The following is a 25,274-nucleotide window of genomic DNA, read 5'->3' on the forward strand; positions in this document are numbered from 1 at the left end:
TCATGAAAAAAATATAAACATTGTGTAGTGAAATGTAATCCTGTGTAAAATCTAAGCGATACTGCGACTTAAATGTGGCGCTTGGCGGTACATATAATAGCTCTCATCAGCGCTCATTTTATATAAACCATCGGTCCACCAGGTGGCGACTTGGCTTGTGGGCTTTGCATTGGCACAAATCCATTCATGTCGTTGTAGGCGATAATAGTGCAGCTCAGGATTAGGGATCTGATGTCCCCAATGACCTAAACGCCGTGTAGGATTGACCCACTCAGGCATTGGGAGTGAGGCGTGCTCAGGCAAATACAGCTGACCCTTTAACATACAAAAACGCGCCTCAATGTCGTGTTGCATGGCGTGCTGAAATTGAAATTGTTTTTGGGTAAAGTGTTGCAGCTTACGTGCTAAACGGTCAGAACGATTGAGGCCATACCAATGTTGCAACGCATAATCATGTTCAGCCAAATAATATTTAACCGCAATTTCCCAATGCTCAATGCGTTTTAAATCTCGATTAAAAATCAGAAAATCTAATTCCCCGACTGTACGTGGCCCATCAATGACTTGAATACTGTGGCCTAAAAGTTGATAGGGATGATAAGCATCATCGAGTAGCCAAAACCACACCAACATCTCAAAACGTAAGCCTAGGCGTGTACTTTTAAGTTTAGCAACAAAATCTAACAAAGGCCGCGGATCAGCGTCTAATTGCTTTAATTTAGGTAAATAATCCAAAAAATGCTGCTGCCAAAGTAGATCATTATGTAGTGCAAAATGATTTTCCAAAACAAGGTCTTGAGGAATTTGGCGCAAAATATTGGGACTGGCGATGGCAAAGCCAAGTTGACGCACAATCGGAGTGGAAAATTGCAGCCAGGGTTCTACAAGATGCAGCGTCATCACAACATTCCTTGGGTAAACAGCACAATTCCTCTACATTACACTTTATACTAGCTCAATGACAGTTTAGGACCGTGCAATGAAGACCCTATTTTGGCGCGCTTTGGTGGTGATCTTTGTCATCTTAGGTTGTATTGGCGCCGTGTTACCGGGCATGCCCACCACTGTATTTTTAATTTTAGCCGCATGGGCCGCCTCTAAAGGTTGGCCACAAATGGATGCGTGGCTGTTAAAGCACCCCAAATATGGATCGACCATTCGCGCGTGGCGTGAAAACGGCACTGTGCCACGTAAAGCCAAATGGTGGGCATCGATCATGATGTTACTCAGTGCAATGCTAATGCTATTTACCCCAGCACCATTTTGGGTAAAAGTTTTTACCAACTTTAGTATGTTAAGCGTGGCAATTTGGCTTTGGTTACGTCCAGAACCGCATGCGTCAAGCATTAGCGTAAATGAGATCCAATAAATGCAAAGACAAGACGCAGATATTTTAATTGATTTGGCTCAACAAACTTTAAGCTTGCCTAAATTGGGCAAATGTTATGTGATTTCTTCAGGTAAAAATGGCATTGGGGAGGCCGAAAATAGCGGTAAAACCCCGCGCGGCTGGCATAAAATTGCGCAAAAGTTTGGTGATAATCAGCCTAAAAATGCAGTGTTTAAGGCACGTGTGCCGACCGGTGAAATTTACGATGCCAATTTAGCCCTGCAATTCCCTGAGCGGGATTGGATTTTATCGCGAATTTTATGGTTACAAGGATTAGAAGCGGGCTTTAACTTAGGTGAGGGGGTGGATACCTTTAATCGTTACATCTATATTCATGGCACACCAGAGACAGAAAAAATGGGCGTACCTTTGTCACATGGGTGTATCCGTATGCAAAATGATGATGTGATTGAGCTGTATGATTTAGTGGATATAGACGCTTTGGTGTATATCTGTGCAGATAAAATTGCCGATTGAGCGGCGCAGTCGGTGAAATTTTTTCATAGAACTTTAAAAACCTAAAAAAATCACGGTTAAAAAAATCACCTAGAATTAAATATTTGGGTGAAAATTAGGCATTTTTTAGTTTTTTTGGTCAAAATAACTTATTTTTTAATCACTCAATGCAAAAAAGCGAAAAACTTATAGAAAAGCGTTTGACACACTTAAAAGTTTCTCTATAATGCACCTCATCAAGCGATGAAACGTTTTGAAAAGGGCGCTTAGCTCAGTTGGTAGAGCGTCTGCCTTACAAGCAGAATGTCGGCGGTTCGATCCCGTCAGCGCCCACCAAATCCTTTTCATGGTTTAATTGATTTAAGTGCAGCGGTAGTTCAGTTGGTTAGAATATCGGCCTGTCACGCCGAGGGTCGCGGGTTCGAGTCCCGTCCGCTGCGCCACTTAAGAGATTAAACATTGCTTGCCACAATCGTAATATTGTGTAGATGCAGCGGTAGTTCAGTTGGTTAGAATATCGGCCTGTCACGCCGAGGGTCGCGGGTTCGAGTCCCGTCCGCTGCGCCATTTAATACAGTAAAACTTTTGAGGGCGCTTAGCTCAGTTGGTAGAGCGTCTGCCTTACAAGCAGAATGTCGGCGGTTCGATCCCGTCAGCGCCCACCACATCTTGTGATGCAGCGGTAGTTCAGTTGGTTAGAATATCGGCCTGTCACGCCGAGGGTCGCGGGTTCGAGTCCCGTCCGCTGCGCCATTTTAAGATGAATACTCGGTTCCTGAACCGAATAGATTGACAATCTAGAATCAGGGCGCTTAGCTCAGTTGGTAGAGCGTCTGCCTTACAAGCAGAATGTCGGCGGTTCGATCCCGTCAGCGCCCACCATATTTTTTGTGATGCAGCGGTAGTTCAGTTGGTTAGAATATCGGCCTGTCACGCCGAGGGTCGCGGGTTCGAGTCCCGTCCGCTGCGCCATCCCAAAGAATAATTAACACCCTTTAAGGGCGCTTAGCTCAGTTGGTAGAGCGTCTGCCTTACAAGCAGAATGTCGGCGGTTCGATCCCGTCAGCGCCCACCATATCTTTTAAGATGTTGGTTGTGTTTCGTAAGAAACATCGTGATGCAGCGGTAGTTCAGTTGGTTAGAATACCGGCCTGTCACGCCGGGGGTCGCGGGTTCGAGTCCCGTCCGCTGCGCCATTTATCTTAAAAAACTCTGTAAAAAGAGTAGCCTTTAGAAAATCATAGATTTTCTCTTGCGCTCAGACAAAGCGATGCTTTATTACTCTTCGCTCAGGGCGCTTAGCTCAGTTGGTAGAGCGTCTGCCTTACAAGCAGAATGTCGGCGGTTCGATCCCGTCAGCGCCCACCATATATTTTAAAATAAACAATGGCCTCTACTTATGTAGGGTTTTTTTATTTCTGCCTTTGGCAAAATTATGCAGCCCTCATCTGATTCTCCTGTATCTACGCCTTTAGCATCTTCTGCAGCTTTGATTTATCAGCAATTTATTTTCGCTTTAGTTTCGCAGCAACAAGTGATGGCTTTAGTGAATCCTGAGCAGCATTGGGCGTGGTCAGATAATGGCGAAATGCAAGCTTTGGCCTTGTGGCAACATCCTTCCTTAATTAAAGCCGTGATTGGCCACTGGCCCAATTATCGCGTATTTCCAATCTCATTACATGAATTAATTGATAAGATTATTCCAGTGCTCGTGCGTGAAAAAAAACAACTGTCGCTAAATTTAGCCGCTGATGGCCAACATCTATTAGTCCCACCCAAGCAACTGCTCACCGATTTAAAGAACTATTTATATGAGTTAGAGCGTTTGCAACCCCAGCAATTTAAGGCAGCAGGTTTGCCAAAAGCACGTAAAATTCGTTTGCATTAATATTCATTGAGTATAAAGCCACTGACATAGGCAAAATATTCACGCAGATAAGCATTAAACATTAAAGTATGAGGTGTTGGGGCAGGGACTAAGCTAAAGTGACGATAACCTTGCTGACGTGCAATTGCTGCGATTCTGGCCAAATGAAAATCGCTACTGATCAATGCAATATGACTTTGTCGATTTAAACCAAGTGTTGTTAACAATGCACTGCTATAGCTTAAATTGGTTTCTGTACTGCTGCTGTGTTGTTCCATAACAATTCTAGACGCATGAATGCCGTGCTCGACCAAATAATTTTTCATCACCCATGCTTCACTAGGTGTCTTAGACGATGCTTGACCCCCTGTGACCAGGATCGGTAGAGCAGGATGATGCTGAGCAAGTTGCAGGCCGCGATCTAAACGCATTTTGAGGGCTGGACTAGGCTGATGATTTTCAATGCCACCTCCAAAGATCATCAATGCTTGTAAAGGCTGTGAAGGTGACGTATGTGGCAGTTATTGTAAATAAACACAAAAGACAATAAAACTGAGCAGCCAAGCGATGAATCCAAATTTTACAAGCTGCATGCCACGTTGTAATTTAATGTTTAGTTGAAATATTTTCTGCTCAAAATAGCTGTAACTGGCTAAAAGTAGTGCTAAGGCATAAGATAAATAAACTGCAAAATCAGGCTGTGTAATAGCAGTCACATATAAGGCATTGCTGAAAAACACAATTGCTAAAACCAGACTGAGCCATTTTGACATGCTAAATTTGTTCCTTGCACAAATCCTATAATAAAAAACCGAAGCCTAAGCTTCGGTTTTTTAAAACAGATTTAAAAATTAATATACATCACGACGATAACGTCCGTTTTCGCGTAATTGATCAACTGTATTTTCACCCAAGATTTCAATGAGTGCGGCATCTACATCACTTGCCATTCCTTGAATGCTACCGCATACATAAATGACGGCACCTTGCTCAATCCAACTACGTAGCTCAGCTGCTTGTTCACGCAATTTATGATGCACATAGACTTTTTCAGTCTGATCACGTGAGAAGGCTACATCTAAACGACTCAACATGCCTGTGGTCTGCCAAGCTTCAATGGTTTTTTGATAGAAGAAGTCATGCTCACGTTGGCGTTCACCAAAGATTAACCAGTTTTCAGTATAGTCGAGGCGCACACGCGCTTGTATTAAGCTCATGAGGCCAGCAATACCGGTACCATTGCCAATGAAAATCGCTGGACGATTATCATCAATTAAGTGGAAAGATGGGTTACTGCGAATACGTAATAACACTTCATCACCCACGCCTAGATGCTCAGTTAACCAACCTGAACCTAAGCCCAGCTCACCTTGCTGGCGCTGCTGACGGACCACTAAACGTAGCATTTGTTGGCTTGGAATACTGGCGATCGAGTATTCGCGTGCTGGTAAATCAGCGAGATGTGTTAATAATTCTTCAGCACTAAAGAAACCATTGACGCTTTGCGTCAGATCTTTATAACGTAAGGCCTGTAACAGCGCAGGTGTTGCTGTGAGTTTGTGCTGTTGTAAAAATGCCTCAAGACGCGCTTGACTATTACCCGGTTGAATCTCGGCAATATCACCGGCTTCCCAACTAATATCATGCGTGGTGATCAGTTCTAAATTAAATGCGCCTTGGCCTAAACTGTGAGGATTGAGCAGCTCACGTTTTTTGAGCGTCCAAACATCGTAGACCTTGTCCACGTGCATGCTGGCTAAATCAAGATTGGTACTTTGTGCTAAAGCACTATTCCAGCGAGCAATATCTTCATTGCTGGCGTTATTCACCTCAAGGGTTTCAAACAGGGCTTGCGCACCATTGTGTTGTAACCATGCAGCAATTTGATGGCCGAAACAGCAGTAGCTGTCTGGATAATCTGTTGAACCTAAAGCTAAAACTGCATAATTGAGATGCTGTAGATCAGCCTGCTGAGTTAAGATTTTTTTAGCAAAGCCGGTCGCTAAGTCTGGTGCTTCACCCGTGCCATAGGTGCTGGCAACAAACAATACATGCTCAACCTGTTTGAAATCATCAAGGCTTAAATCTTGTACAGCTTTGACTTGGGTTGGAATTTTGGCATCTTGCAAGCTGGTTGCAGTCCGCCAAGCAATTTGTTCGGACACACCTGTTTGTGTTGCATAGGCAATCAGCCATGGTTTTTGATTTGCATTGACAGCCAATGCGGTGGCGCCCTGACGTGCAGCTAAAGTTAATGCTTTTTGTTTGCGGCGTTTTAGATACAGCATCCAACCAGTCACAAAGAACAGCGGCATGGCTAAAGCGGCCAGCATGGCCATAAATTGGTAAATTGGACCAAAGAAACTACCACGATGAACAGGCAGCATGCTGCTCATAATTTTTTCATTGAGCTTCTTATCTTCATAGAGCTCAAGTTTAGCGATGCTGTTGTCTTGATAGTTAAAAGTGAAGTTATTACGTGCCCGTTCATGCTGTGGATTAGCATCAAAGAAGCTCATTGAAACTTCGCCATCGGCGCGTTTAGGGATATTAATGGTTAAGGTCGAGAAATCACGTCCCACTTGACCAAAACCTTGCCAACCTTGGCTAAGAGCCACATTAATTTGTTCAGGGCTGATCTTTTCAGCACGTTGATTGCGTGTAGCTTGATCTGCACCACGCGCTTGCATACGCTCGCCTTGACCGCCTTGACCGCCTTGACCGCCTTGACCGCCTTGACCGCCTTGACCGCCTTGACCGCCTTGACCGCCTTGACCGCCTTGACCGCCTTGACCGCCTTGACCGCCTTGACCGCCTTGACCGCCTTGAGTTTGACTGCGTTCTACCCCTAACACTTTAAACATACCATTTCGCCACCAGTCATATGACCAGTACAAACCGGTACATGCCAAAATCAGGTAAAACACAACCACCCAAGTTCCCACAACGGCATGTAAATCCCAAAGGAAGTTACGACCTTTCAGTTGTGGTTTGACAAATAACCACTGTTTAATACTATGACGTTTAGGCCAGCGTAGATACAGACCACTCAGCACAAAGAAAATCAGCATTAAAGTACAGGCGCCGGTAATTTGTTTGCCTACAGGGCCAACAGTTAAATTACGGTGCAATTGTTCGATAAAGCGAAATACCTCTTTACCTTTAATTTCAGGCAATACAGAAGCATCATAGGGGTTGAGCATGATGGTTTGACCACGACGCTCACCTTCTTTGGCCACATTAATACTAGCAGCCGTAGTTGGGTCTTTGGCTACGGTAATGCTATTAATATTGGCATCAGGATGGGCAGTAGCATAACGCTGATAGATCTCAGCAGGGCTGAGTGTGGCTTTATTTTGAGCCTCAACCACATAGCTGTCTTGGTTGATCCATTTTAAAATTTGCGGTTCATAAGAATACAGCGCACCTGTTACCCCCATAATGGAGAGGATAAGGCCAGCCGTGATCCCTAAAAACCAGTGAATCTGGAAAAATATTTTTTTGAACATGACGAAAAATAAGGCTTATAGAATGCGGTAGAGTATATCTCAAGAAAATAGAGAATGTGTGAAGTATTAATATTTATTCTCATTATCATTTAAATAAAAAAACCTCCTATTTAGGAGGTTTTTTAAAAAGCTTAAAACTTAAAGTGTTTTAGGAGCGCCGACTGTTTCTTGTAAATGCTTACGTACAGTAGCAAAAGAAAAGTTCTTAGAATCCATACGTTTTGGCAGGATATAAGCACCTTCTTGTCCTTTGACTTTAAACTTGACCAACATATATTCAGGGGTGTTATACCACTCATAAATGTCTTTCCAAGAAATCACAGCCACCCCTTCTTGCACGCCCATTTGCTGACGCATCACTAAACCGTGTGGTTGTACACCTAATTTAATGCCTTTAATTTCCTGTGTTGGAAATTCATTCATTTTGCGTTTAACGTACCATTCAAGGCCAAATTTACGGACTAAAAAGTAAATCACCACTGAAACAATTGCCACCCAACAAAAAATAGTGGAATAGTTTTTCAGTAAAATAATACCCAGAATAGACAAAGCCACCACAGCAGCCATAATTGCCCAAGCTTTTGTACCAATAGTATTGGTACTGCGCCACATTTTTAATTGAATTTCGCGCTGTTCATCGGCACTCACTTCGTACGGAACAGGCTGCAGCGTATAAGCGTATAAATTTTTCGCGGTCATAGTGAAAATAACAGATGTAAAACTGCGAAAAGTTTAGCATTAAATCTCATAGCATCGTGAACTTATTGTGCGAAAAATAGCAACTAAAGCGAGGCAAGTTCGGTGGCATGTTGATCACGTTCATGACTTAAACTTTGTTTTAAATGGCTTAACTGCTCCAAAATGCTCAGCATTAATGACAGTTGTTGCAAAATAATCAACGAGATCTGATCTTCATCTTGGTTTTGTACCAGACGCTGACGAATATTTTGCAGCATATTTTGTGCAGTTAAATCGGGTGCTTTATCTTCAAGTAATGCCCCTTGAATATCATGCAAGGCATTTTCAAGTAAGCTTAAAACTTCTTGATCTTGAATCTGTGCACGATGTGCACCTAAAGCGGCGATATAACTTAAAAAGGTATGGCTTAAACATAAAAACTCAAAGGCTAAAGCTTTTTGATCGGGATCAAAATCTGGTTCAGTGGCTAAAGTTGAAATTAACGAGGCTACATCGGCATCACGGTTATGCGCGGCGCGGCGTACAATGCGGTAATTTAAACCGTTGTTGCGTCCAGTTTGATATTGGGTGACCACTTCCGCCAAGTAGTTACACTGTGCTTCGAGTGAACGGCGGATGGTACGGGGTAAGCGGCGGAATTTCCAGTCTGGGAAAATAAAATACACCCCAAGCCATGCAATAAAACAGCCCACGAGCGTATCAATCATACGCGGAATTGCGGCCTCAAAACCCATGCCATCGAGGTTAAAATTCAGTAAGGCCAAAATAGTAATAAAGGCGGTGGCTTGTGCATATTGTTTACTACGCAATTCAAAAAACAACACACCACTGAACACTAACAGTAATAACTGACCTTCAATTGATGGAATAAAGTATAAAATGGCATAGCCAATTAAAATCCCAATTAACGTACCAATCACACGCAAGCGTAAACGACGTTTGGTGGCATTAAAGTTGGGTTGAGTGACAAATAAAGCGGTCAGCAAGACCCAATAACCATATTCGATATTGGTTACTTGGACAAAAATATAAGCCACCAGCAGCACCAATGACAAACGAATTGCATGGCGGAATAACACCGATTCAGGGGTTAAATGCTGTTTAATCCGAATCATGATGTCATCTAAGCCTTTTAAGTCGTCATCTTTAAGCTGATTTTCTGCTTGACGGGCTTTTTCTTCATTCATGGTTTGTTCGGTTTCTAGGTTACGCAATTGTCCATCAATGGATTTTAAATTTTGATACAGGCTAAATAGGGCATTAATCCAGACTTGGTCATAATGTTGATCTTGGCGCAACTTTTCTAAGGACTGCTTTAAGTTGGCAAAAGCATGTTTAAAGCGTTTATTGTGTTGATAATGTTGGCGGCGTGACAGACTTTCGCTTAAATCATGACAGGCCTTGGCTTGTAAAGACAAAATCCGTTGCAAGCGAAACAAGACATCACTGTGTTCAAAAATCTTGGCGAGCTTTTGGTAATCAATATGTGCGGAATCGGCACGTTCATGAATATCTTGGGCGACAAAATAATATTGTAAGCTGCGCCGAGTATCTTTTTGACCACGGTCGCCTTTAAGTCGGGTCAGCAGCGCTGTTTTTAAATCATTAAAAATCGCCACCAATTTACCGTTTTCAAGCGATAAATCAATCATACTTTGCTGATAGCTTTTAGGCGTCATATCTACATCAAATAAATTTGATTTGGCATACAAGAAATGCCCTAAGGCACTATAGCTTTTAGACAATTGATCTTGTACTTGGCGCACCGGAAACAATAAAAAGCTAATGGTAGAAATTACCCCATACCACAGTGCACCTGTTACCAACAATAAAGGCTGTTTATACCACTCATCAAATAGATCCACGCCCAGCATGGCATACACTGACACTACCAAGCAGCCATAGGAGATAGTGACATAACGTCGCCCGAGTGAACCAAGTAAGATAAAACCAATACAAGAAATAATTAAACCGATGCCAAATAAGATCGGATAAGGGAATAAAAAATAAATCGAGCTAGCGGTAATAAAGAAACCTAAATAGGTATACAACTGATTGAGGATACGCGCTGAGAAACGATCATCGATATCACTTAAACCGGCGGCTACTACGCCCAAAGTTAAAGGAATAGTTGCCAGTTGCATATCCAGAGCATAGGGCACAAAGGCTGTACCTGCAAAAGCGATTAACATCCTGATGTTATACATCAAGGTGGAATTATAAGTGGCTTGTTGTAATTTTAAGAACCAAGCTTTCAAGATGAATCCCTAATCTATGTTGATCTGTTTTTTTGCAATCAATACAACATTGTTGCCACGCAAATCATACTATGAGGGTGTAGAATTGTCTGCACGCTTGCCATTTAAAAAATAAATATAGCCATGTCACATGCTGCACCAAAACAATACTCGAATGCTTGGATTTTACTGCTGGCCTTACTCACTGCTTTAGGTCCCCTAAGTATTGATATGTATTTACCGGCTTTGCCACTGATGGCAGATGATTTTGGGGTCAGCACTCAAATGGTGGCCAACAGTTTGCCAGCATATTTTTTAGGTCTAGCCGTTGGACAGTTAATTTATGGTCCGTTAAGTGATCGTATTGGACGTAAACCACCGTTGTATATTGGTTTGAGCTTGTATGTGCTGGCAAGCTTAATCTGTATCTTTGCCTATAGTGAGTGGAGCTTGATTGCCGCGCGGGTATTACAAGCTTTAGGGGGATGTGTTGGCGTGGTGATTGCACGGGCAGCGATTCGTGATCGCTTGGATCTCAATGCCTCAGCGCAAGCCTTTGCCAGTATGATGATTGTGAGTACAATTGCTCCAATTATGGCGCCTACCTTAGGGGCTTGGGTGCTCCTGTTTTTTGATTGGCATATCATTTTCGCGTTTTTAACAGCAATTGGTATCATCGCAGCACTTTGTGTGCATTTCTTTTTTCAAGAAACCTTAGTGCCTGAACGGCGTTTAAATTTGAGTTTTAGCCAAATCTTAAACTTATATGCCAGCATTTTTAAAGATCCGTTATTTTGCTATGCCATGCTGGCGGGTTGTTTAAGTAGTGGGGCTTTATTTACCTATATTAGTGGCTCCGCTGCGGTGTTAATGGACAGTTATGGCTTAGGGCAGCAGTTGTTTGCTTATGTGTTTGGCTGTAATGCTGTAGGGATTATGCTGTTTTCTACGTTAAATAAACGGTTAGTCAAGCGTTATGGCATTTTAGCGCGTTTAAAACTCGGTGGCATGATTCAAGCGGGTGGCGCTTTACTTTTGTTGTTATGTGGTTTGGTCACTGCCCCTTTGGCCTTGGTACTGTTAGGTCTATTTTTAACTGTGGCAGGCATTGGTTTGACTGGCCCTAATGCGATGGCTTTAGCCATGTCAGAACAAGGCAGCCGTGCAGGGACCGCGAGCGCCGTGATGGGCAGTATGCAATTTAGTGCTGGTTTGATTGGTGGCGTTTTACTGAATTTTTTGATGTGGTCACCTTTGTTGAATATGGCACTGATGATGTTGCTGTTTATTGGCGGTGCCAATTGGGCGATGCGCCATATTCAACTCGGGCGTTTGTCTTAATCTAAAAACACAGTAAACTCCCGAACGGGGACGCGTGGTGTAACAAAGTCATTCACTAAAGCGGTCTCATCTGGATAACCGAGTGCAATCGCACACACCAACTCTTCATTGGCGTCTGCGCCCAAAATAGGCAATACCAAGGCATGAAAATGATTCCATGCTGCTTGAGGACACGTCGCTAGGCCTCGTGCTTGCGCAGCTGTCATTACATTTTGCATGAGCATGGCAATATCCATTTTCGCTCCAACGCCTAAATTTTGATGTGTGGTAAAAAACAGCGCCACAGGAGCATCAAACAGTTGATAGTTACGTAAATGCTGTGCAGCCATACCCGCCTTATTGTCTTTGCCTAGACCCAATAAACCATATAGCCCTAAACCATTTTCGCGGCGCCGTTCAATAAAAGGCGAAAACCAAGTTTTCGGGTAATAGTCGAAGCTGGCCACATAGCGCTGCGCCAAATCTGGGTGCTGCTGCAATTCAAGCTGGGTTTGGCAAACAGTATCAATCACCTTTTGCCGTGTTTGGCCAGTCACCACATACACTTTCCATGGCTGGGTATTACTGCCTGATGGTGCGCGACTGGCGACCGCCAAAATTTCTTTAATGACAGCTTGAGGGACTGGGTCTGCTAAAAAAGCGCGAATCGAGCGCCGTGAACAAATGGCGTGGTCGACCACGGCACGATTTAAATTATTCATCTTATATCCTTATTTTTGTGCCATTCATTGTAGAGTGTTTTCAAATCATGAATCAATATTCAAAAATTCATTCATGAAAATTTAAAAAGATAAATTCGACTAAAGCATAGCTATTACAAAAGCTAAAAATCGTTCAAATTTGAGCCAGCATCAGGATGGATGCCAAAACAAAAAGAGTGAAAGGATAGTTTATGCGAGCAAAATTTCAATTATTGCTATTAAGTGCAGCAATTGCGGGTAGTTCTTTGGCACATGCCAATGGGGAAAGTGAAGTTGAGCAGTTACGCCAAGAAGTACAAGAGCTGCGTCAATTGGTACAGCAATATACCGAACAGCAACGCTTGAGTCAGTATCAAGTACAGGCTCCGCAAGCCACTCCAGTCGTGACAGCAGAGAAAAAATCTCCGCTGAGTATGACTACAACAGGTGGTGCAGAATTTAAACTCTATGGCAACATCCGTGCTGATGGCGGTTATCAAATTGAAGGCGGACCTGGCTCTAATCCCTATAACCAAATTGCCAATGTGGCTTTAGAGGGTGAACCGGGTTACAAAGACCGTTTAAGAACCACCTTAAGTGCCACACGTTTAGGCTTAGACTTTGCTGCACCAGTCAAAGATGCCAAGGTTACTGGTAAAGTTGAAGTAGATTTCTTAGGCAGTAATGATGCCTTACGTATTCGTCATGCATATTTAAGCTATAACGACTGGTTGGTGGGGCAAACATGGTCAAACTTTGCGCCACCTGATTATATTCCAGACACCGTTGATGCCATGACCTATACCGGTGGTTCAATTAAACGTACCCCACAAGTACGTTATACACACAAATTTAGCCCAGCAACCAATGTTGTTGTGGCGCTTGAAGATCCTAAAGATTCCAGCAGTAGCATGCGTTTACCGGCACTCACCACACGTCTTAACCATCAAGTGCTTGACAATATGCAAGTTGGTCTGCGGGGGATGGTTAATGAAAAACGCACCGACAGTGATACCACCACTGCATGGGGTGTGGGATTGGGTACAAAATTAGATATTACCCCAAGCACCACTTTAAAAGCCGATTATTACCACGTAAAAGGCGACAGCAGTTTTGTACTGTCAAGTAACCAAGGCTTTGCTCAAGATAGCAATAAAAACATTGTCGATGAAAACGAATTTGACTCGATTATTGTCGGTATTACGCAGAAATTTAATGAGCAATGGCGCGGTACTTTAGGCTATGGCTTTATGAAAGCAGATGACAATGACAACTATCTGCAATATGCCAACGGTAACTTAAATAAAGAATTATGGCAGACATGGGCCAATGTGTTTTATAGCCCAATCAAACCCGTTAGTTTTGGTTTAGAGTACACCATGGGGGAGCGTAAAACCTTTGCCACACCTAACCAAGTTAGCCGTAGTGGCGATGATCAGCGCGTCAATATGATGGCCATTTATAATTTCTAAATCACATGCCAATTAAGAGGTCTAATGACCTCTTTTTGTGCCTAAGCACGCCTACGCATATACTTGTCAAAAAATAATGTAACTGGATTGTTTAAAAAAGTAACAAAGTATGCCATTTTAATCGCATAAACATTCATCCTCAGCAGATTTGATCTGGTACAACAATTGCTTAGAAGGATGCATAACAATGGCAACAAGAAAATTGGAGTTTTAAGTGAACAATAAAGCGCAATCTTTAATAAAAATCAGCTTAGTGTCAGCAGTCGCAAGCCTGATGTGGTCAAATGCATCAGCAGCAACTGAGCAACAACAAATTGAGCAATTGCGCCAAGAAGTTGCCGCTTTAAAAAGCTTAGTTCAGCAACAACAACACATTCAATTGCAACAACAGCAACAAATCACGCAAGTTGCACAGCCAGTTGCGGCTGAAAAAGTTAAACCAGAAGCTTTAAAACTTACCACAGCCAATGGGGCTGAATTTAAGCTGTATGGTTCGGTTCGTGCTGATGCCAACTATATTATTGAAGGTGCTGATAACGACTTTAACAGCGTAGCTAATAGTGATGAAAAGGCCTCGGACAAACTACGTTCAACTTTAAAAACCACACGTATTGGCGTCGATTTCTCTACGCCACTTGAAAATGGCAAACTCGGAGGTAAAGTTGAAACCGACTTTGCAGGTAGCAATGATAGCTTACGTATTCGCCATGCCTATTTAACCTACAATGACTGGTTAATTGGTCAAACTACATCAACCTTCTTATCGAATCATGCGCCAGAAATGATTGACTTTGGTACTAACGTGGGGGGTGGCACATCACGTGTTCCAATGGTGCGTTATAGCCATAAAGTCGCACCGCAAACGCAAGTGATGCTAGCCTTAGAAAAAGGTGATAGCAGCGCATCCAAACTAAATGATCAAGAGGTAGGTGTGAAATACAGTGCTCCTGTATTGGCTGCCAAAGTAGTGCAAGGCTTTGATGAAGGTAAAGGCTCGCTTTCAGCGCGTGCTTTAGTTGAACATTACAAAGCAAACGTGGGTAAAGATGATGCAATCGCTTGGGGCGCAGCGGTAGGGTTAAACTACCAAGTTAGCCAACCATTAAAACTCTCTGCTGACTATTCTTATGTCCAAGGTAACAGTAAGTATTTATACGGCAGTAACACTGCTTTTGCTCTAGATGACAACCTAGACATTGAACAAAATGAATTCCATGCTGTGCAAGTGGGGGCAACTTATAAATTCTCACCACAATGGCGTTCAACTTTAGCTTATGGTGCGTTATTTGCGGATGATGAGAATAGCTATGCGAATATTCAGAGCAACTCAGCAACACCTATACTACCAAATAAAGAAGTACAGCAAGCATGGATCAACTTTATTTACTCACCAGTCAAGCCAGTGGATTTAGGCATTGAATATGTCAATGGTAAGCGCGAAGACTTTAAGGGTAAATCATTTAAAGATAACCGTGTGGGTTTAATGGGACGTTACAGTTTCTAAAATTAGATTTATAACCAAACCGAGGTATATCACCTCGGTTTTTTTTATGATTTGCTGAAAAAAGAAACAAATTAAACAAAAAACTGAGCCTGAAGCATAGGACTTGATAGATTAAAACTGCATAATAACCGCGTTTTTTACCGATTAGATGGGACAGATCGCTAAGGTTTGATCTCAAATTATTATTTTTTGCGTTGTTTTCATTCTTCAATGAATCACGTGTTATTGCAAAATTGGTCTTTACATTATTTATCTTGTGGTTGAATAGAGTTGATTTAAAGTAACTCTAGAGGCAGTGCTTTGCCCCCATGAGAACAATAACAGTAATTCACCATTCTAACGGATATCATGGCTATGGAATTTACTTTCGACGCATTTTATACCCTTATTGCTGCGGTCATTGTGCTGTTACTGGGCCGCTTTTTGGTCAATAAAATTGATTTTCTAAAACGCTACAATATTCCAGAGCCTGTGGCAGGTGGTCTAGTAGCGGCTGTTATTTCTCTCATCGTATACAACGTTTGGGGCTATAGCATCACGACCAGTAGCACATTGCAAAGCAGTTTTATGCTGATTTTCTTTGCTTCTATTGGTTTAAGTGCCAACTTCTCTAAATTAAAAGAAGGTGGGCTTGGGTTAGTTATTTTCTTAGCTGCTGTTGCTTCATTTATTGTGGTGCAAAATGCAGTAGGTATCAGTCTTGCTACCTTACTGGGTATTGATCCTTTAATTGGTTTAATTGCAGGTTCGATTACCTTAACCGGTGGGCATGGTACCGCTGGTGCTTGGGGTGAAATTTTAGAAACCCAACACGGCATTAATGGGGCTTTAGCACTGGGTATGGCCAGTGCCACTTTTGGTTTAATTATCGGGGGCATTATTGGTGGTCCATTAGCTAAAACTTTAATTAATAAGTACCAGCTAGCGACACCACGTACTAATGCACAGATTGAAGAGCGTGATAATCGCCCTGTGGGTGATTTAGGTGGTAATGAATATGTACCATTTGAATATCCACATCGCGTGCGTTTGATTACTGCTGATAATGCGATTACTACCTTAGGTCTTTTCGCGATCTGTTTAGCATTTGCAGAATTTATGACAGGTTATGCTAAAGGCACTATGTTTGAACTGCCAACTTTTGTGTGGGCGTTGGCATGTGGTGTAATTTTACGTAACGTGTTAGAAGGTGGTTTTAAAGTCACTATCTTTGATCGTGCGATTGATGTATTTGGTAATGCCTCGCTGTCACTTTATTTAGCTATGGCTTTGTTATCATTAAAATTGTGGCAGTTGGCAGATCTTGCTGGTCCATTAATGGTGATTCTAGGTGCTCAAACCATTACCATGGCATTATATGCTGCGTTTATTACCTTCCGTTTAATGGGTAAAAACTATGATGCCGCAGTACTTGCTGCAGGTCATTGTGGTTTTGGTATGGGCGCAACGCCAACTGCTGTTGCTAATATGCAAGCCATTACCAACATGTATGGTCCATCGCATAAAGCCTTCTTGATTGTACCGCTATGTGGTGCGTTCTTCGTTGATTTAATTAACGTTGTGGTGATTCAATCTATCTTAAGATTTTTCGGATAAGCTAGACAGTATTTAAATTTAAGCCCCATATATGTGGGGCTTTTTTGCTTTTTTTCTCCCGCATCAACGATTGATGGGATAAGGATAACAACATGAATGAAAGTTTAAATCAGACCCTACTTGATGGGGTTAATGCCCTAAATGGTCCGCTTTGGGACTTCTTGGTGGTGTTCTTGGTTGCAGTCGGTGTTATTTATACCGTTGCAACAGGTGCTGTGCAGGTTCGTCTGTTTTTGCACAGTATTAAGGTCATGAAAAACAGCCGTAAACCTGGTGATGATGCGCATGGTATTACCCCGTTTCAAGCCTTCGTGACTGGTCTTGCCAGCCGCGTGGGTGTCGGTAATGTGGCCGGAGTTGCGATTGCGATTGCCATTGGTGGACCTGGCGCAGTATTTTGGATGTGGTTTACCGCATTTTTAGGCATGAGTTCAGCCTTTGTTGAGTCGTCATTAGCACAGCTCTTTAAAGTTCGTGATCATCAAAACCAACAATTCCGTGGTGGTCCTGCGTATTACATTACCCAAGGTTTAAAGCAAAAATGGCTAGGTGTAGTTTTTGCAATTGCTTTAATTTCTACTTATGGCTTTGTGTTTAATGCGGTACAAGCCAATGCTATTACTGGCGCAACCTCGCATGCTTGGGGGTGGGATCAAGCCAATATCATGCTGCCAGGTGGCTTTGAAGTTTCTTGGGTAGGTTTAGCTTTAGTCTTTATGACGGCCTTGATCATCTTTGGCGGTATTAAACGTATTGCTAAAGTTGCCGAAAGCTTTGTGCCATTTATGGCATTTTTATACTTAGCTGTTGCTGTGTATATTGCTATTCTTAATATTGATGCTTTACCAGGTATGTTTCAGCTCATTTTTAGTAAAGCATTTGAGTTTGAAGCGGCTGCAGGTGGTTTCTTTGGTGCCATGATATCTATGGCAATGATGATGGGTATTAAGCGTGGCTTATTCTCCAATGAAGCAGGTATGGGGTCGGCACCCAATGCGGCGGCGGCATCAGATGTTAAACATCCAGTGAATCAAGGTTTAGTGCAAATGCTAGGCGTGTTTGTTGATACCTTTGTGGTATGTTCTTGTACCGCAATTATCATCTTAGCTTCAGGTTTGTACGAAAATGCAGGCTTTGAAGGGGTGACCTTAACCCAAATGGCCTTGGAAAGTCAGATTGGTGCATGGGGAGATGATTTCTTAGCTTTAATCTTATTCTTATTTGCCTATTCCTCTATTATTGGTAACTATGCCTATGCAGAGGGCAACGTACAATTTATAAATAACAATCCACGGGTCATGCTTGTATTCCGAGTTTTTGTCTTAATCATGGTGTACTTTGGCTCAATTGCAAGTGTACCGCTGATTTGGTCAATGGCCGATTTATTTATGGGCGTGATGGCCAGCATTAACTTAATTGCAATTCTGCTGCTCATGCCATTTGTGATGATGTTGCTTAAAGACTACACCTCACAGCTCAAGGCAGGGGTAAAACAACCAGAATTTAAAATGGACCGCCATCCTAAGTTTAAGGACAAGGTTAATTCTGATATTTGGTGATATTCAAAGCCTCCGGAAACGGAGGCTTTTTTTCTCCGAGTATAAAATCTAAATGCTGCAGGTAAATGAAATACAACACAGCAGCGCTTGAAAATCGCATACACTTGCGCCACATTTTTAGCTAATTTTTAAACTCCCATGATGAAATCTGGCAAACTGTTTTTGGCTGTGTGTTTAAGTTTGAATGCTGTTTCAAGCCATGCAAAAACAGCAGTGGCACAGGTACAACCTGATCGTGTTGATTTTCAAAAATTAAAACAGACACAACAGCGTCCGATTGTCGCTTTGGTCTTAGGCAGTGGTGGCGCACGTGGTTATGCCCATATTGGTGCCATTGAAGTACTTGAACAAGCTGGCATTCAACCTGATTTTATTGTAGGGACCAGTGCAGGAAGCTTAGTAGGTGCTTTATATGCACAAGGTAAAAACGCTGCACAACTGCGTGACATTGCGCTAAATATGAAAGCCAATGATGTACGTGATATCCGCTTAGATAAAAAGGGCTTTTTTGACGGTAAAAAAATTGAAGACTATGTCAATGCACTGGTTCATCAAACACCACTGCATCAACTGAAAATCCCGATGTATGTGGTGGCCACGCAATTACAACATGGTCAAAAGGTAGTGTTTAACTATGGCGATACTGGGCAGGCGGTACGTGCCTCAGTGTCTATTCCAAGTATGTTTATTCCAACCAACATTGCAGGCATGGAATATGTTGATGGCGGCTTGGTTAGCCCAGTACCTGTCAATGTCGCGCGTGATTTAGGTGCGGATGTCATTATTGCCGTAGATATTCTAGCGCAGCCTGCGTATACCGAAACCAATCATGTATGGGGATTATTTAACCAAAACATCAATATCATGCAGCAGCAGTTAGCACAGCAAGAACTACAGCATGCTGATATTGTGATTCAGCCTGACTTACGTGAAAAGGTACATATTTTTGATGTACGCGGTCGTGAAATGACTATGCAGGCTGGAGCAGAGGCAGCACAGCAACAGTTGGCAGCTTTACAAAAAGTCTTGGCCAGCAAAAAGCAGCACAGTCTGCAACAATTTCATGTGCAATATTGATTAAAAGGACGCGCTATAGCCAAGTTTTACTTGGCTTTTTTTGTAACTGAAAAGTCGCAGAACCCAAAAAATTTAGCTGAAAAAATAATCCTCAAAATGCTAATTATTTGATGTATATCAAAAAATAAAAAAATATTAAGATTTAATTTCGATCATCTAATATTTATAATTTATTAATATAATCCTTCTGATTCAGGGGTTTATATTTACCAGATGCTAAAAAATACCTATACTGAAATCAGATAAAGCATCAAAATATAATGAGGGGAACAACGATGAGCATGCAAGTCGGACAGCAAGTTAAACTGGCAGTGATGCCTGATGTGATTTTTAAAATTATTAAGCAAAATGCCGATGGCTCCTTTGAAGTTGAAGCACATTTTGGTAATCAGCATATTAGCTATGGCAATATTGCGCCTGAAATGCTACGTCTGGTCCATCATTCAGCTTAAAAGCAGTTGTGCGCTTGTTCACTAGTAGCCAGCGCAGACCTTGCTCATGAAGTTATTATATATTTATCTAAATGATGACATAATTAATATAAATAATAGTGATGGTATTTTGGGCAAATTTACCTGATATTTCTGTTAAAGCAGGTATAATGACGTTCAACTAATATGATTCATCCTTTGTCTTGAGAACACGATGTCCCCACTTGACCAACTTGCTCCAATGTTAGATGACCAATCTGAACTGACCATGACCGTATTAATGACCCCTGATATGGCGAATTTTTCTGGTAATGTGCATGGTGGTACCATTTTAAAGCTACTTGACCAAGTGGCATATGCATGTGCAAGTCGCTATTCGGGCAGTTATGTGGTCACTTTGTCGGTAGATAAAGTCACCTTTAAAGAAGCAATTCACGTGGGTGAACTCGTCACTTTCTTGGCGAGTGTTAACCATGTTGGGCGTACTTCTATGGAAATTGGCATTCGTGTAGAAGCGCAAAATATTCAAAAACGTACCGTACGTCATACCAATAGCTGTTATTTCACTATGGTGGCAGTAGATGACCAAGGCAAGCCAAAACAAATTCCACCATTAAACTTAGACAATGATTGGAAGCGTTGCCGTTTTGAAGCTGCAGAACAACGTAAGGTGGCGCGTTTACAAGAAAACCATCATCCTTCATGTAGTATTTATAAAAAATCAGATCGTTAAGATCTAAAAAAAAAGACCTCGGAAGAGGTCTTTTTTTATGGCAACTGTATAGCAATTGCACTACAATAAAACGATACGTAGCGTTTCGTTTTGGATCTAGCATGGACTTAGAAAAAACCAGTCGCCGTAAACTGTGTATTTTAAATGGAGTGGCTGAAGCCTTAACTGAGCATGATTATGCCCAAATGACCATTGAAGATATTGCCAGTCGCGCAGGTGTAGGTAAATCGACGATTTATCGTTGGTGGAAACATAAATCTGACTTGGTCTTAGATTGTTTCAAACAGCATACCGCCTCAGTGTTTGAATTGGATTTTGAACAATCTTTAAGCTTTAATTTACAACAGCAGCTGATTAAATTAGCAAGTGCCTTGCAACATCCGATTGGTCGTGCCTTACTTGCGGTGATGGCACAAAATCGTGAAGCCGCGGCTGATTTTTTTAAACAGTATTTATTACCACGGCGTGAACAAACCCGTGAGTTGATTGCACTGGCCATTAAGCGCGGAGAAATTCGCGCCGATTATGCTTTTGAGCTAATGCTAGATACGCTCTATGCGCCGATTCATTATCAAATTATCTTTTTTAATGCGGTGCCTGATCAAAGCTATATTGAAAATTTAGTCCAGCTGGTTTTAGCGCCCGTTCAATTGCCGCAGGATCAGATTCATGCATGAGTCATTATGGAACCGCGCCTTTGTCTTATGTCTGTGTAATAACTTATTTTTGTTTATCTATTACTTTGCCACCTTAACCATCTTGCCCATTTATATCTTGCAAGATTTAGGCGGTACGGTGAAAGATGCCGGTTTGGCACTGACGTTATTTTTACTGTCTTCGATTATGATTCGACCGTTTTCAGGTTTGATCATTGAGAAATTGGGCAAAAGAATGGCGCTACGTGGTTCGGGTATCTTATTTTTACTGTTTGCCTTTAGCTATATTTTTATTGATAGTTTATGGTCACTGCTGTTGGTGCGCTTTTTACACGGCTTTTGGTTTAGCATTTTAACCACGGTCAATGTGCCAGTGGTGAATGAGTTTATCCCAGAATCCCGTAAAGGCGAGGGCATGGGATATTTTGTCATGTCGACCAATTTGGGCGTGGTCTTTGGGCCACTTTTGGCCTTAACCGCCATCCAGTATATGAGTTTTAATGCATTATTTGGTCTGCTCACCATTGTAACGACTATTGGTTATCTCTTTACTTTAACTCTTCAAGTACCTGAGCATACCCCTACAAATCAGGTCGCTAGCAAGCGACTCAGTTTGCATGATGTGGTGGAGCTTAAAGTGGTTAGTATTAGCTTAGTGGCTTTACTCACGGCCTTTGCATATTCCAGTATCACCAGCTTTATAACCGCTTTTGCGCAAAGTCAAAACTTGCTGCAATACGCCAGTCTATTCTTTATTGTATTTGCTGCCTCAATGTTGTTGGTACGCCCATGGGTGGGTAAGTTCTATGACAAAAAAGGTCCAAGCTTTGTGATTTATCCTTCCTTTATTGCCTTTGCCACTGGCTTGGTAATTGTTAGTTTTGTGCAAAATCAGTGGACACTGTGGTTATCTGCGGTCTTTATTGGTCTGGGCTATGGTTCTTTATTCCCTTGCATGCAAACACTGGCCATTCAATCGGTAGACAAGGCACGTATAGGGCATGCGGTATCTACTTTCTTTACCTTATTTGATGTGGGGCTTGCGCTAGGCTCAGTGGTGATGGGCTATTGCATTGCTTATTTTGACTATCAACTGACTTATTTAGGTTGTGCTGTAATTGTTTTGGCAACATTGTTGTATTACAAGGCTACAGTTGCTGCCAAACTTCGTTTATCTTAGGGGGCATACGGCTATGGAATTACGCCATTTACGCTATTTTGTTGCAGTTGCTGAAGAACTGAATTTTACCAAGGCCGCACAGCGTATGTGTACCGTGCAACCGTCATTAAGTCAGCAAATTAAAGACTTAGAAACAGAAGTTGGTGTGCAGCTTTTGATTCGTTCTAATCGTAAAGTGGAACTGACCGAAGAAGGTAAAGCTTTTTTAAAACAAGCGTTATTAAGTTTAGAGCATGCAGAACTCGCCATTCAAGATGCACGTCGCGTGGCAAATTTACAAAAAGATCAGCTGAATATTGGCTTTGTGCCGGTGGCAGAAATGAAAATCTTTCCCTACATTATGCCCAATATCCGCGCGCATTTTCCTGAGTTGAAAATTCATTTTCATAGTTTTACCGATGCTGATCAGTTTAAAGCCTTAAAAAAAGCTGAGCTTGATATTGCCTTTACGCGCTATCAAGATGAATCACCTGACATTGAATGCGTGCAAATCTTTAGTGAGCCTTTGGCTTTAATTGTGCCCAAAGATGACCCGATAGCTGAGCAACGTCATGTCAGCATTAAAAGCTTTAATGGGCAAAACTTTGTGATTAGTGATGAGGATGCTTCACCGCAATTGCATAAATTAATTACCAATTACTTTAAAGATGCCAAGCTGAATGTCAACGTGGTGCAGCACTCTACCAATATCTTGCTGAATGTGAATTTGGTCGGTATGGGTGTGGGCTGGAGTATTGTGCCGGCCTATGTGATTCCGCTATTAGGCGATAAAATTGTGGTAAAAAATACGGTTGAGCCTTTACCAATGATTGGCTTATATGCCAGCTATCGTAAAGCGCATAAAAACGATGCCATTCACCTAATTTTAAAAATCTTAAAAGAACAGTTTTATATGGGATTTTTTTAATTTAATAGCTGAGATCAAAACCGTATAGGGAGTATAAAATTCGCATAAAAAAACCACGCTGAGCGCGTGGTTTTTTTTAAAGCTTTGATTAGTTGACATGCAGCTTAGCAAATAATTGTTGGCTGACATGATCTAAAGTTTGCGGAATAGCCAGTGCTGCTACAAAGCGGTCTGGACGTAAAATCACTACAGATTCAGAGGTTTTACCAAACCAGCTACGAATCTCAGTCGCAGGATCACCAATGGTAATCACACCGTCATAGTGTTTACGTTTATTATTAGATAATTGTACCACAGGAATCACTTGGATAAATTTAACCCCAAGTTTTTGCCAAGTTTGCATAGTTGCATCTGAAATACCCCATTTCGGATCAACACCCCAAGCCACAATGGCAAAGTCGTTGCCAATAACTTCATCAAGCAATACTGTTTCGCCAGATTCTAGCTGTACGTTTGGCTGAATAAACATTTTGCCCACAGGTGTAGTTTTGGCACCATTATTGATTAAAGCACCATCATGGTACTGTGGCATAGGTTTAAAACGCATTTCTAGCAAATATTGCTTGATCGGTTTGATATAGTTAAGGGCATACGCAATACCATCACGCACAATACCATGCCATTTCTTTGGTGGCGCAAGTACGTTACCTGCCATTACCGATAAATCAATCATTGCTTTGGCATGATCTTTACGTTCCACTTGGTAAGAATCCAGTAGAGCAGCATGAGCTTTACCTTGTACCACTAGAGCGACTTTCCAAGCCAAGTTAAACGCATCGCGCATACCGCTGTTATAACCTTGACCTTGCCAAACTGGCATAATATGCGCAGCATCACCTGCCAGTAAAATGCGATCTACACGGAATTTATCGGCAATACGGGCATTATGGGTATAGACACGTTGACGGATCACTTCAATGCCATCAGTCGTTGGTAATACTTTAGAAAGAAGTTTGGCAATATTTTCAGGTTTGCTTAACTCTTCTTGAGTTTCACCTGGCATCACCATAAATTCAAAACGGCGGATACCATGTGGTAGGGCTGCCGAAACATATGGACGCACCGGATCACAGCATAAGTAAATATGTGGTGTCGCCAGTGGGTCGTTATCAATGTCAATTACAATCCATTGGTTAGGCGCAGTTTTACCATCGAAACCAATGCCCAAAGTACGACGCACAATTGAGTTACCGCCATCACAGGCAATTAAATACTGCGCGCGGATACTTTCTTCGCCACCATCTTTAGTGGTGACATTTAAAGTCACCCCTGATGCATCTTGATTAAAATGGGTTAAATGGCGGGCAAATAACACTTCAGTGTGTGGATACTGCGCTAAACCATTTAATAAAATGCTATCAACTTGTGGTTGTACAAAAGCATTACGACGCGAGAAACCGAATTCGCGGGTCATAGGCTGAATGTCAGCAAAACAGCGACCTTTTGGGGTTAAAAAGCGCATCGCATGATTAGGCGTGGTATGCGGTAAAACTTGATCAACTAAACCTAAAGATTGAATGGTACGTAAAGACTCATCATCAATACCAATCGCACGTGGATAGTCAATTAAACTGTCGAGTTGCTCAACCACTTTGACCTGTACGCCTTGTTTACTTAAGTAGTTAGCAATGGTAAGACCCACAGGACCTGCGCCTAAAATGGCAACTTCAGTCGTATATTCAGTTTTGTTTGTCGTCACAGCGAATATCCATTCAATCCATTCACAATAGCCCTATTAAGGACCTAAAAATGCTCTTTCACAAGCTATGCCATAGTGGATAGCTAGGCTAAATCTTATCGGTTTGAAATGATGGTTTTTATTTAATATTTTGTTTTAATTGATAATTTTAATTTTATAGGCATATCGTTTTTTGATTTAATCATCATTATTTTCTATAGTAAAACCAAGAGCACATAAAAAAAGGTCAAATTGCGCAGCACAATTTGACCTTATGTTCAACGCTGTTTGAGTCAATTGCA

Annotated in this window: 22 protein-coding genes and 10 tRNA genes; 24 read left to right on the forward strand and 8 right to left on the reverse strand. The window is 41.9% G+C overall.

Annotated features, from left to right (window positions below; all coding sequences use genetic code 11):
• Positions 1–51 precede the first annotated feature (51 nt).
• Positions 52–900, reverse strand: a complete 849-nt coding sequence (locus tag AC5YCI_RS05085; protein ID WP_496128752.1) for a DUF1853 family protein — start codon at positions 898–900, stop codon at positions 52–54.
• A 79-nt stretch (positions 901–979) separates the two neighbouring features.
• Between AC5YCI_RS05085 and AC5YCI_RS05090 the strand changes: the two genes are divergently transcribed.
• The 13 genes from AC5YCI_RS05090 to AC5YCI_RS05150 all read left to right on the forward strand — a co-directional run bounded on the left by AC5YCI_RS05090 (position 980) and on the right by AC5YCI_RS05150 (position 3,734).
• Entirely contained in the window at positions 980–1,369 is a 390-nt protein-coding gene (locus tag AC5YCI_RS05090; protein WP_496128751.1) for a YbaN family protein, read from the forward strand.
• A complete protein-coding gene (elsL, locus tag AC5YCI_RS05095) occupies positions 1,370–1,867 on the forward strand; it encodes a cell wall-recycling L,D-carboxypeptidase ElsL (protein ID WP_496128750.1) in 498 nt (165 codons plus the stop codon).
• 239 nt (positions 1,868–2,106) lie between these two features.
• Positions 2,107–2,182 (forward strand) — tRNA-Val (locus AC5YCI_RS05100).
• Positions 2,183–2,212: 30 nt separating this feature from the next.
• Positions 2,213–2,289, forward strand: a tRNA-Asp gene (locus AC5YCI_RS05105).
• A gap of 47 nt (positions 2,290–2,336) precedes the next feature.
• Positions 2,337–2,413: transfer RNA gene (locus AC5YCI_RS05110), tRNA-Asp, on the forward strand.
• 22 nt (positions 2,414–2,435) lie between these two features.
• Positions 2,436–2,511, forward strand: a tRNA-Val gene (locus tag AC5YCI_RS05115).
• A gap of 11 nt (positions 2,512–2,522) precedes the next feature.
• Positions 2,523–2,599 (forward strand) — tRNA-Asp (locus AC5YCI_RS05120).
• Between the two features lie 53 nt (positions 2,600–2,652).
• A tRNA-Val gene (locus tag AC5YCI_RS05125) sits at positions 2,653–2,728 on the forward strand.
• Between the two features lie 13 nt (positions 2,729–2,741).
• Positions 2,742–2,818 (forward strand) — tRNA-Asp (locus tag AC5YCI_RS05130).
• A gap of 27 nt (positions 2,819–2,845) precedes the next feature.
• Positions 2,846–2,921: transfer RNA gene (locus AC5YCI_RS05135), tRNA-Val, on the forward strand.
• 44 nt (positions 2,922–2,965) lie between these two features.
• Positions 2,966–3,042, forward strand: a tRNA-Asp gene (locus AC5YCI_RS05140).
• A 96-nt stretch (positions 3,043–3,138) separates the two neighbouring features.
• Positions 3,139–3,214, forward strand: a tRNA-Val gene (locus AC5YCI_RS05145).
• 67 nt (positions 3,215–3,281) lie between these two features.
• A complete protein-coding gene (locus tag AC5YCI_RS05150; protein WP_496128749.1) occupies positions 3,282–3,734 on the forward strand; it encodes a DUF2750 domain-containing protein in 453 nt (150 codons plus the stop codon).
• On the opposite strand, the gene AC5YCI_RS05155 is transcribed toward AC5YCI_RS05150, so the two are convergent.
• From AC5YCI_RS05155 to yccS, 5 genes are all read right to left on the reverse strand, one after another.
• Complete coding sequence (locus tag AC5YCI_RS05155; protein ID WP_496128782.1) at positions 3,731–4,195, reverse strand: YdcF family protein; 465 nt, start codon at positions 4,193–4,195, stop codon at positions 3,731–3,733. The two genes, AC5YCI_RS05150 and AC5YCI_RS05155, sit on opposite strands and share 4 nt — an antisense overlap.
• A 39-nt stretch (positions 4,196–4,234) precedes the next feature.
• Positions 4,235–4,486: a hypothetical protein gene (locus AC5YCI_RS05160; protein WP_496128748.1), complete on the reverse strand. Its 252-nt coding sequence runs from the start codon at positions 4,484–4,486 to the stop codon at positions 4,235–4,237.
• 78 nt (positions 4,487–4,564) lie between these two features.
• The gene (locus AC5YCI_RS05165) at positions 4,565–7,222 is read right to left on the reverse strand and encodes a PepSY domain-containing protein (RefSeq protein WP_496128747.1); all 2,658 of its coding nucleotides are present in this window, start codon (positions 7,220–7,222) and stop codon (positions 4,565–4,567) included.
• Between the two features lie 138 nt (positions 7,223–7,360).
• Positions 7,361–7,921 (reverse strand): hypothetical protein, encoded by a 561-nt coding sequence (locus AC5YCI_RS05170; protein ID WP_496128746.1) that lies wholly within the window; start codon positions 7,919–7,921, stop codon positions 7,361–7,363.
• Positions 7,922–8,004: 83 nt separating this feature from the next.
• Entirely contained in the window at positions 8,005–10,179 is a 2,175-nt protein-coding gene (gene yccS, locus AC5YCI_RS05175) for a YccS family putative transporter (RefSeq protein ID WP_496128745.1), read from the reverse strand.
• A 123-nt stretch (positions 10,180–10,302) separates the two neighbouring features.
• On the opposite strand from yccS, the gene AC5YCI_RS05180 reads away from it, so the two are divergent.
• On the forward strand, positions 10,303–11,499 hold the full coding sequence (locus AC5YCI_RS05180) for a multidrug effflux MFS transporter (RefSeq protein ID WP_496128744.1): 1,197 nt from the start codon (positions 10,303–10,305) through the stop codon (positions 11,497–11,499).
• Here AC5YCI_RS05180 and AC5YCI_RS05185 read toward each other — a convergent pair.
• A complete protein-coding gene (locus AC5YCI_RS05185; RefSeq protein ID WP_496128743.1) occupies positions 11,496–12,200 on the reverse strand; it encodes a nitroreductase in 705 nt (234 codons plus the stop codon). The two genes, AC5YCI_RS05180 and AC5YCI_RS05185, sit on opposite strands and share 4 nt — an antisense overlap.
• 191 nt (positions 12,201–12,391) lie before the next feature.
• Between AC5YCI_RS05185 and AC5YCI_RS05190 the strand changes: the two genes are divergently transcribed.
• From AC5YCI_RS05190 to AC5YCI_RS05235, 10 genes are all read left to right on the forward strand, one after another.
• Positions 12,392–13,651: a DcaP family trimeric outer membrane transporter gene (locus AC5YCI_RS05190; protein ID WP_496128742.1), complete on the forward strand. Its 1,260-nt coding sequence runs from the start codon at positions 12,392–12,394 to the stop codon at positions 13,649–13,651.
• 274 nt (positions 13,652–13,925) lie between these two features.
• Positions 13,926–15,155 carry a DcaP family trimeric outer membrane transporter gene (locus tag AC5YCI_RS05195; RefSeq protein ID WP_496128781.1) on the forward strand — a complete coding sequence of 410 codons (1,230 nt, stop codon included), beginning with the start codon at positions 13,926–13,928 and terminating at the stop codon, positions 15,153–15,155.
• A 354-nt stretch (positions 15,156–15,509) separates the two neighbouring features.
• Entirely contained in the window at positions 15,510–16,751 is a 1,242-nt protein-coding gene (gltS, locus tag AC5YCI_RS05200) for a sodium/glutamate symporter (protein WP_496128780.1), read from the forward strand.
• Between the two features lie 92 nt (positions 16,752–16,843).
• On the forward strand, positions 16,844–18,310 hold the full coding sequence (locus tag AC5YCI_RS05205; RefSeq protein ID WP_496128741.1) for an alanine/glycine:cation symporter family protein: 1,467 nt from the start codon (positions 16,844–16,846) through the stop codon (positions 18,308–18,310).
• 141 nt (positions 18,311–18,451) lie between these two features.
• Positions 18,452–19,387 carry a patatin-like phospholipase family protein gene (locus AC5YCI_RS05210; protein ID WP_496128779.1) on the forward strand — a complete coding sequence of 312 codons (936 nt, stop codon included), beginning with the start codon at positions 18,452–18,454 and terminating at the stop codon, positions 19,385–19,387.
• A gap of 275 nt (positions 19,388–19,662) precedes the next feature.
• Entirely contained in the window at positions 19,663–19,839 is a 177-nt protein-coding gene (locus AC5YCI_RS05215; protein WP_496128740.1) for a lipocalin/fatty acid-binding family protein, read from the forward strand.
• A 193-nt stretch (positions 19,840–20,032) separates the two neighbouring features.
• A complete protein-coding gene (locus AC5YCI_RS05220; RefSeq protein ID WP_496128739.1) occupies positions 20,033–20,551 on the forward strand; it encodes an acyl-CoA thioesterase in 519 nt (172 codons plus the stop codon).
• A 101-nt stretch (positions 20,552–20,652) separates the two neighbouring features.
• Positions 20,653–21,228, forward strand: coding sequence for a TetR/AcrR family transcriptional regulator (locus tag AC5YCI_RS05225; protein ID WP_496175273.1), 576 nt, complete (start codon positions 20,653–20,655; stop codon positions 21,226–21,228).
• Positions 21,221–22,387 carry an MFS transporter gene (locus AC5YCI_RS05230; protein WP_496128737.1) on the forward strand — a complete coding sequence of 389 codons (1,167 nt, stop codon included), beginning with the start codon at positions 21,221–21,223 and terminating at the stop codon, positions 22,385–22,387. The genes AC5YCI_RS05225 and AC5YCI_RS05230 overlap by 8 nt, the downstream gene beginning before the upstream one ends.
• A gap of 13 nt (positions 22,388–22,400) precedes the next feature.
• On the forward strand, positions 22,401–23,294 hold the full coding sequence (locus AC5YCI_RS05235; RefSeq protein ID WP_496128736.1) for a LysR substrate-binding domain-containing protein: 894 nt from the start codon (positions 22,401–22,403) through the stop codon (positions 23,292–23,294).
• An 88-nt stretch (positions 23,295–23,382) separates the two neighbouring features.
• On the opposite strand, the gene AC5YCI_RS05240 is transcribed toward AC5YCI_RS05235, so the two are convergent.
• Positions 23,383–24,993, reverse strand: a complete 1,611-nt coding sequence (locus AC5YCI_RS05240) for a bifunctional 3-(3-hydroxy-phenyl)propionate/3-hydroxycinnamic acid hydroxylase (RefSeq protein WP_496128735.1) — start codon at positions 24,991–24,993, stop codon at positions 23,383–23,385.
• Between the last annotated feature and the right edge of the window lie 281 nt (positions 24,994–25,274).

It is taken from the genome of Acinetobacter sp. CY17, from assembly GCF_059515825.1.

Excerpts from the sequence above, each read along its gene's own strand:
- AC5YCI_RS05085 (WP_496128752.1), bottom strand. The coding sequence starts at position 900 with ATGACGCTGCATCTTGTAGAACCCTGGCTGCAATTTTCCACTCCGATT.
- AC5YCI_RS05090 (WP_496128751.1), top strand. The coding sequence starts at position 980 with ATGAAGACCCTATTTTGGCGCGCTTTGGTGGTGATCTTTGTCATCTTA.
- elsL (WP_496128750.1), top strand. The coding sequence starts at position 1,370 with ATGCAAAGACAAGACGCAGATATTTTAATTGATTTGGCTCAACAAACT.
- AC5YCI_RS05150 (WP_496128749.1), top strand. The coding sequence starts at position 3,282 with ATGCAGCCCTCATCTGATTCTCCTGTATCTACGCCTTTAGCATCTTCT.
- AC5YCI_RS05155 (WP_496128782.1), bottom strand. The coding sequence starts at position 4,195 with ATGATCTTTGGAGGTGGCATTGAAAATCATCAGCCTAGTCCAGCCCTC.
- AC5YCI_RS05160 (WP_496128748.1), bottom strand. The coding sequence starts at position 4,486 with ATGTCAAAATGGCTCAGTCTGGTTTTAGCAATTGTGTTTTTCAGCAAT.
- AC5YCI_RS05165 (WP_496128747.1), bottom strand. The coding sequence starts at position 7,222 with ATGTTCAAAAAAATATTTTTCCAGATTCACTGGTTTTTAGGGATCACG.
- AC5YCI_RS05170 (WP_496128746.1), bottom strand. The coding sequence starts at position 7,921 with ATGACCGCGAAAAATTTATACGCTTATACGCTGCAGCCTGTTCCGTAC.
- AC5YCI_RS05180 (WP_496128744.1), top strand. The coding sequence starts at position 10,303 with ATGTCACATGCTGCACCAAAACAATACTCGAATGCTTGGATTTTACTG.
- AC5YCI_RS05185 (WP_496128743.1), bottom strand. The coding sequence starts at position 12,200 with ATGAATAATTTAAATCGTGCCGTGGTCGACCACGCCATTTGTTCACGG.
- AC5YCI_RS05190 (WP_496128742.1), top strand. The coding sequence starts at position 12,392 with ATGCGAGCAAAATTTCAATTATTGCTATTAAGTGCAGCAATTGCGGGT.
- AC5YCI_RS05195 (WP_496128781.1), top strand. The coding sequence starts at position 13,926 with ATGTGGTCAAATGCATCAGCAGCAACTGAGCAACAACAAATTGAGCAA.
- gltS (WP_496128780.1), top strand. The coding sequence starts at position 15,510 with ATGGAATTTACTTTCGACGCATTTTATACCCTTATTGCTGCGGTCATT.
- AC5YCI_RS05205 (WP_496128741.1), top strand. The coding sequence starts at position 16,844 with ATGAATGAAAGTTTAAATCAGACCCTACTTGATGGGGTTAATGCCCTA.
- AC5YCI_RS05210 (WP_496128779.1), top strand. The coding sequence starts at position 18,452 with ATGAAATCTGGCAAACTGTTTTTGGCTGTGTGTTTAAGTTTGAATGCT.
- AC5YCI_RS05215 (WP_496128740.1), top strand. The coding sequence starts at position 19,663 with ATGAGCATGCAAGTCGGACAGCAAGTTAAACTGGCAGTGATGCCTGAT.
- AC5YCI_RS05220 (WP_496128739.1), top strand. The coding sequence starts at position 20,033 with ATGTCCCCACTTGACCAACTTGCTCCAATGTTAGATGACCAATCTGAA.
- AC5YCI_RS05225 (WP_496175273.1), top strand. The coding sequence starts at position 20,653 with ATGGACTTAGAAAAAACCAGTCGCCGTAAACTGTGTATTTTAAATGGA.
- AC5YCI_RS05230 (WP_496128737.1), top strand. The coding sequence starts at position 21,221 with ATGCATGAGTCATTATGGAACCGCGCCTTTGTCTTATGTCTGTGTAAT.
- AC5YCI_RS05235 (WP_496128736.1), top strand. The coding sequence starts at position 22,401 with ATGGAATTACGCCATTTACGCTATTTTGTTGCAGTTGCTGAAGAACTG.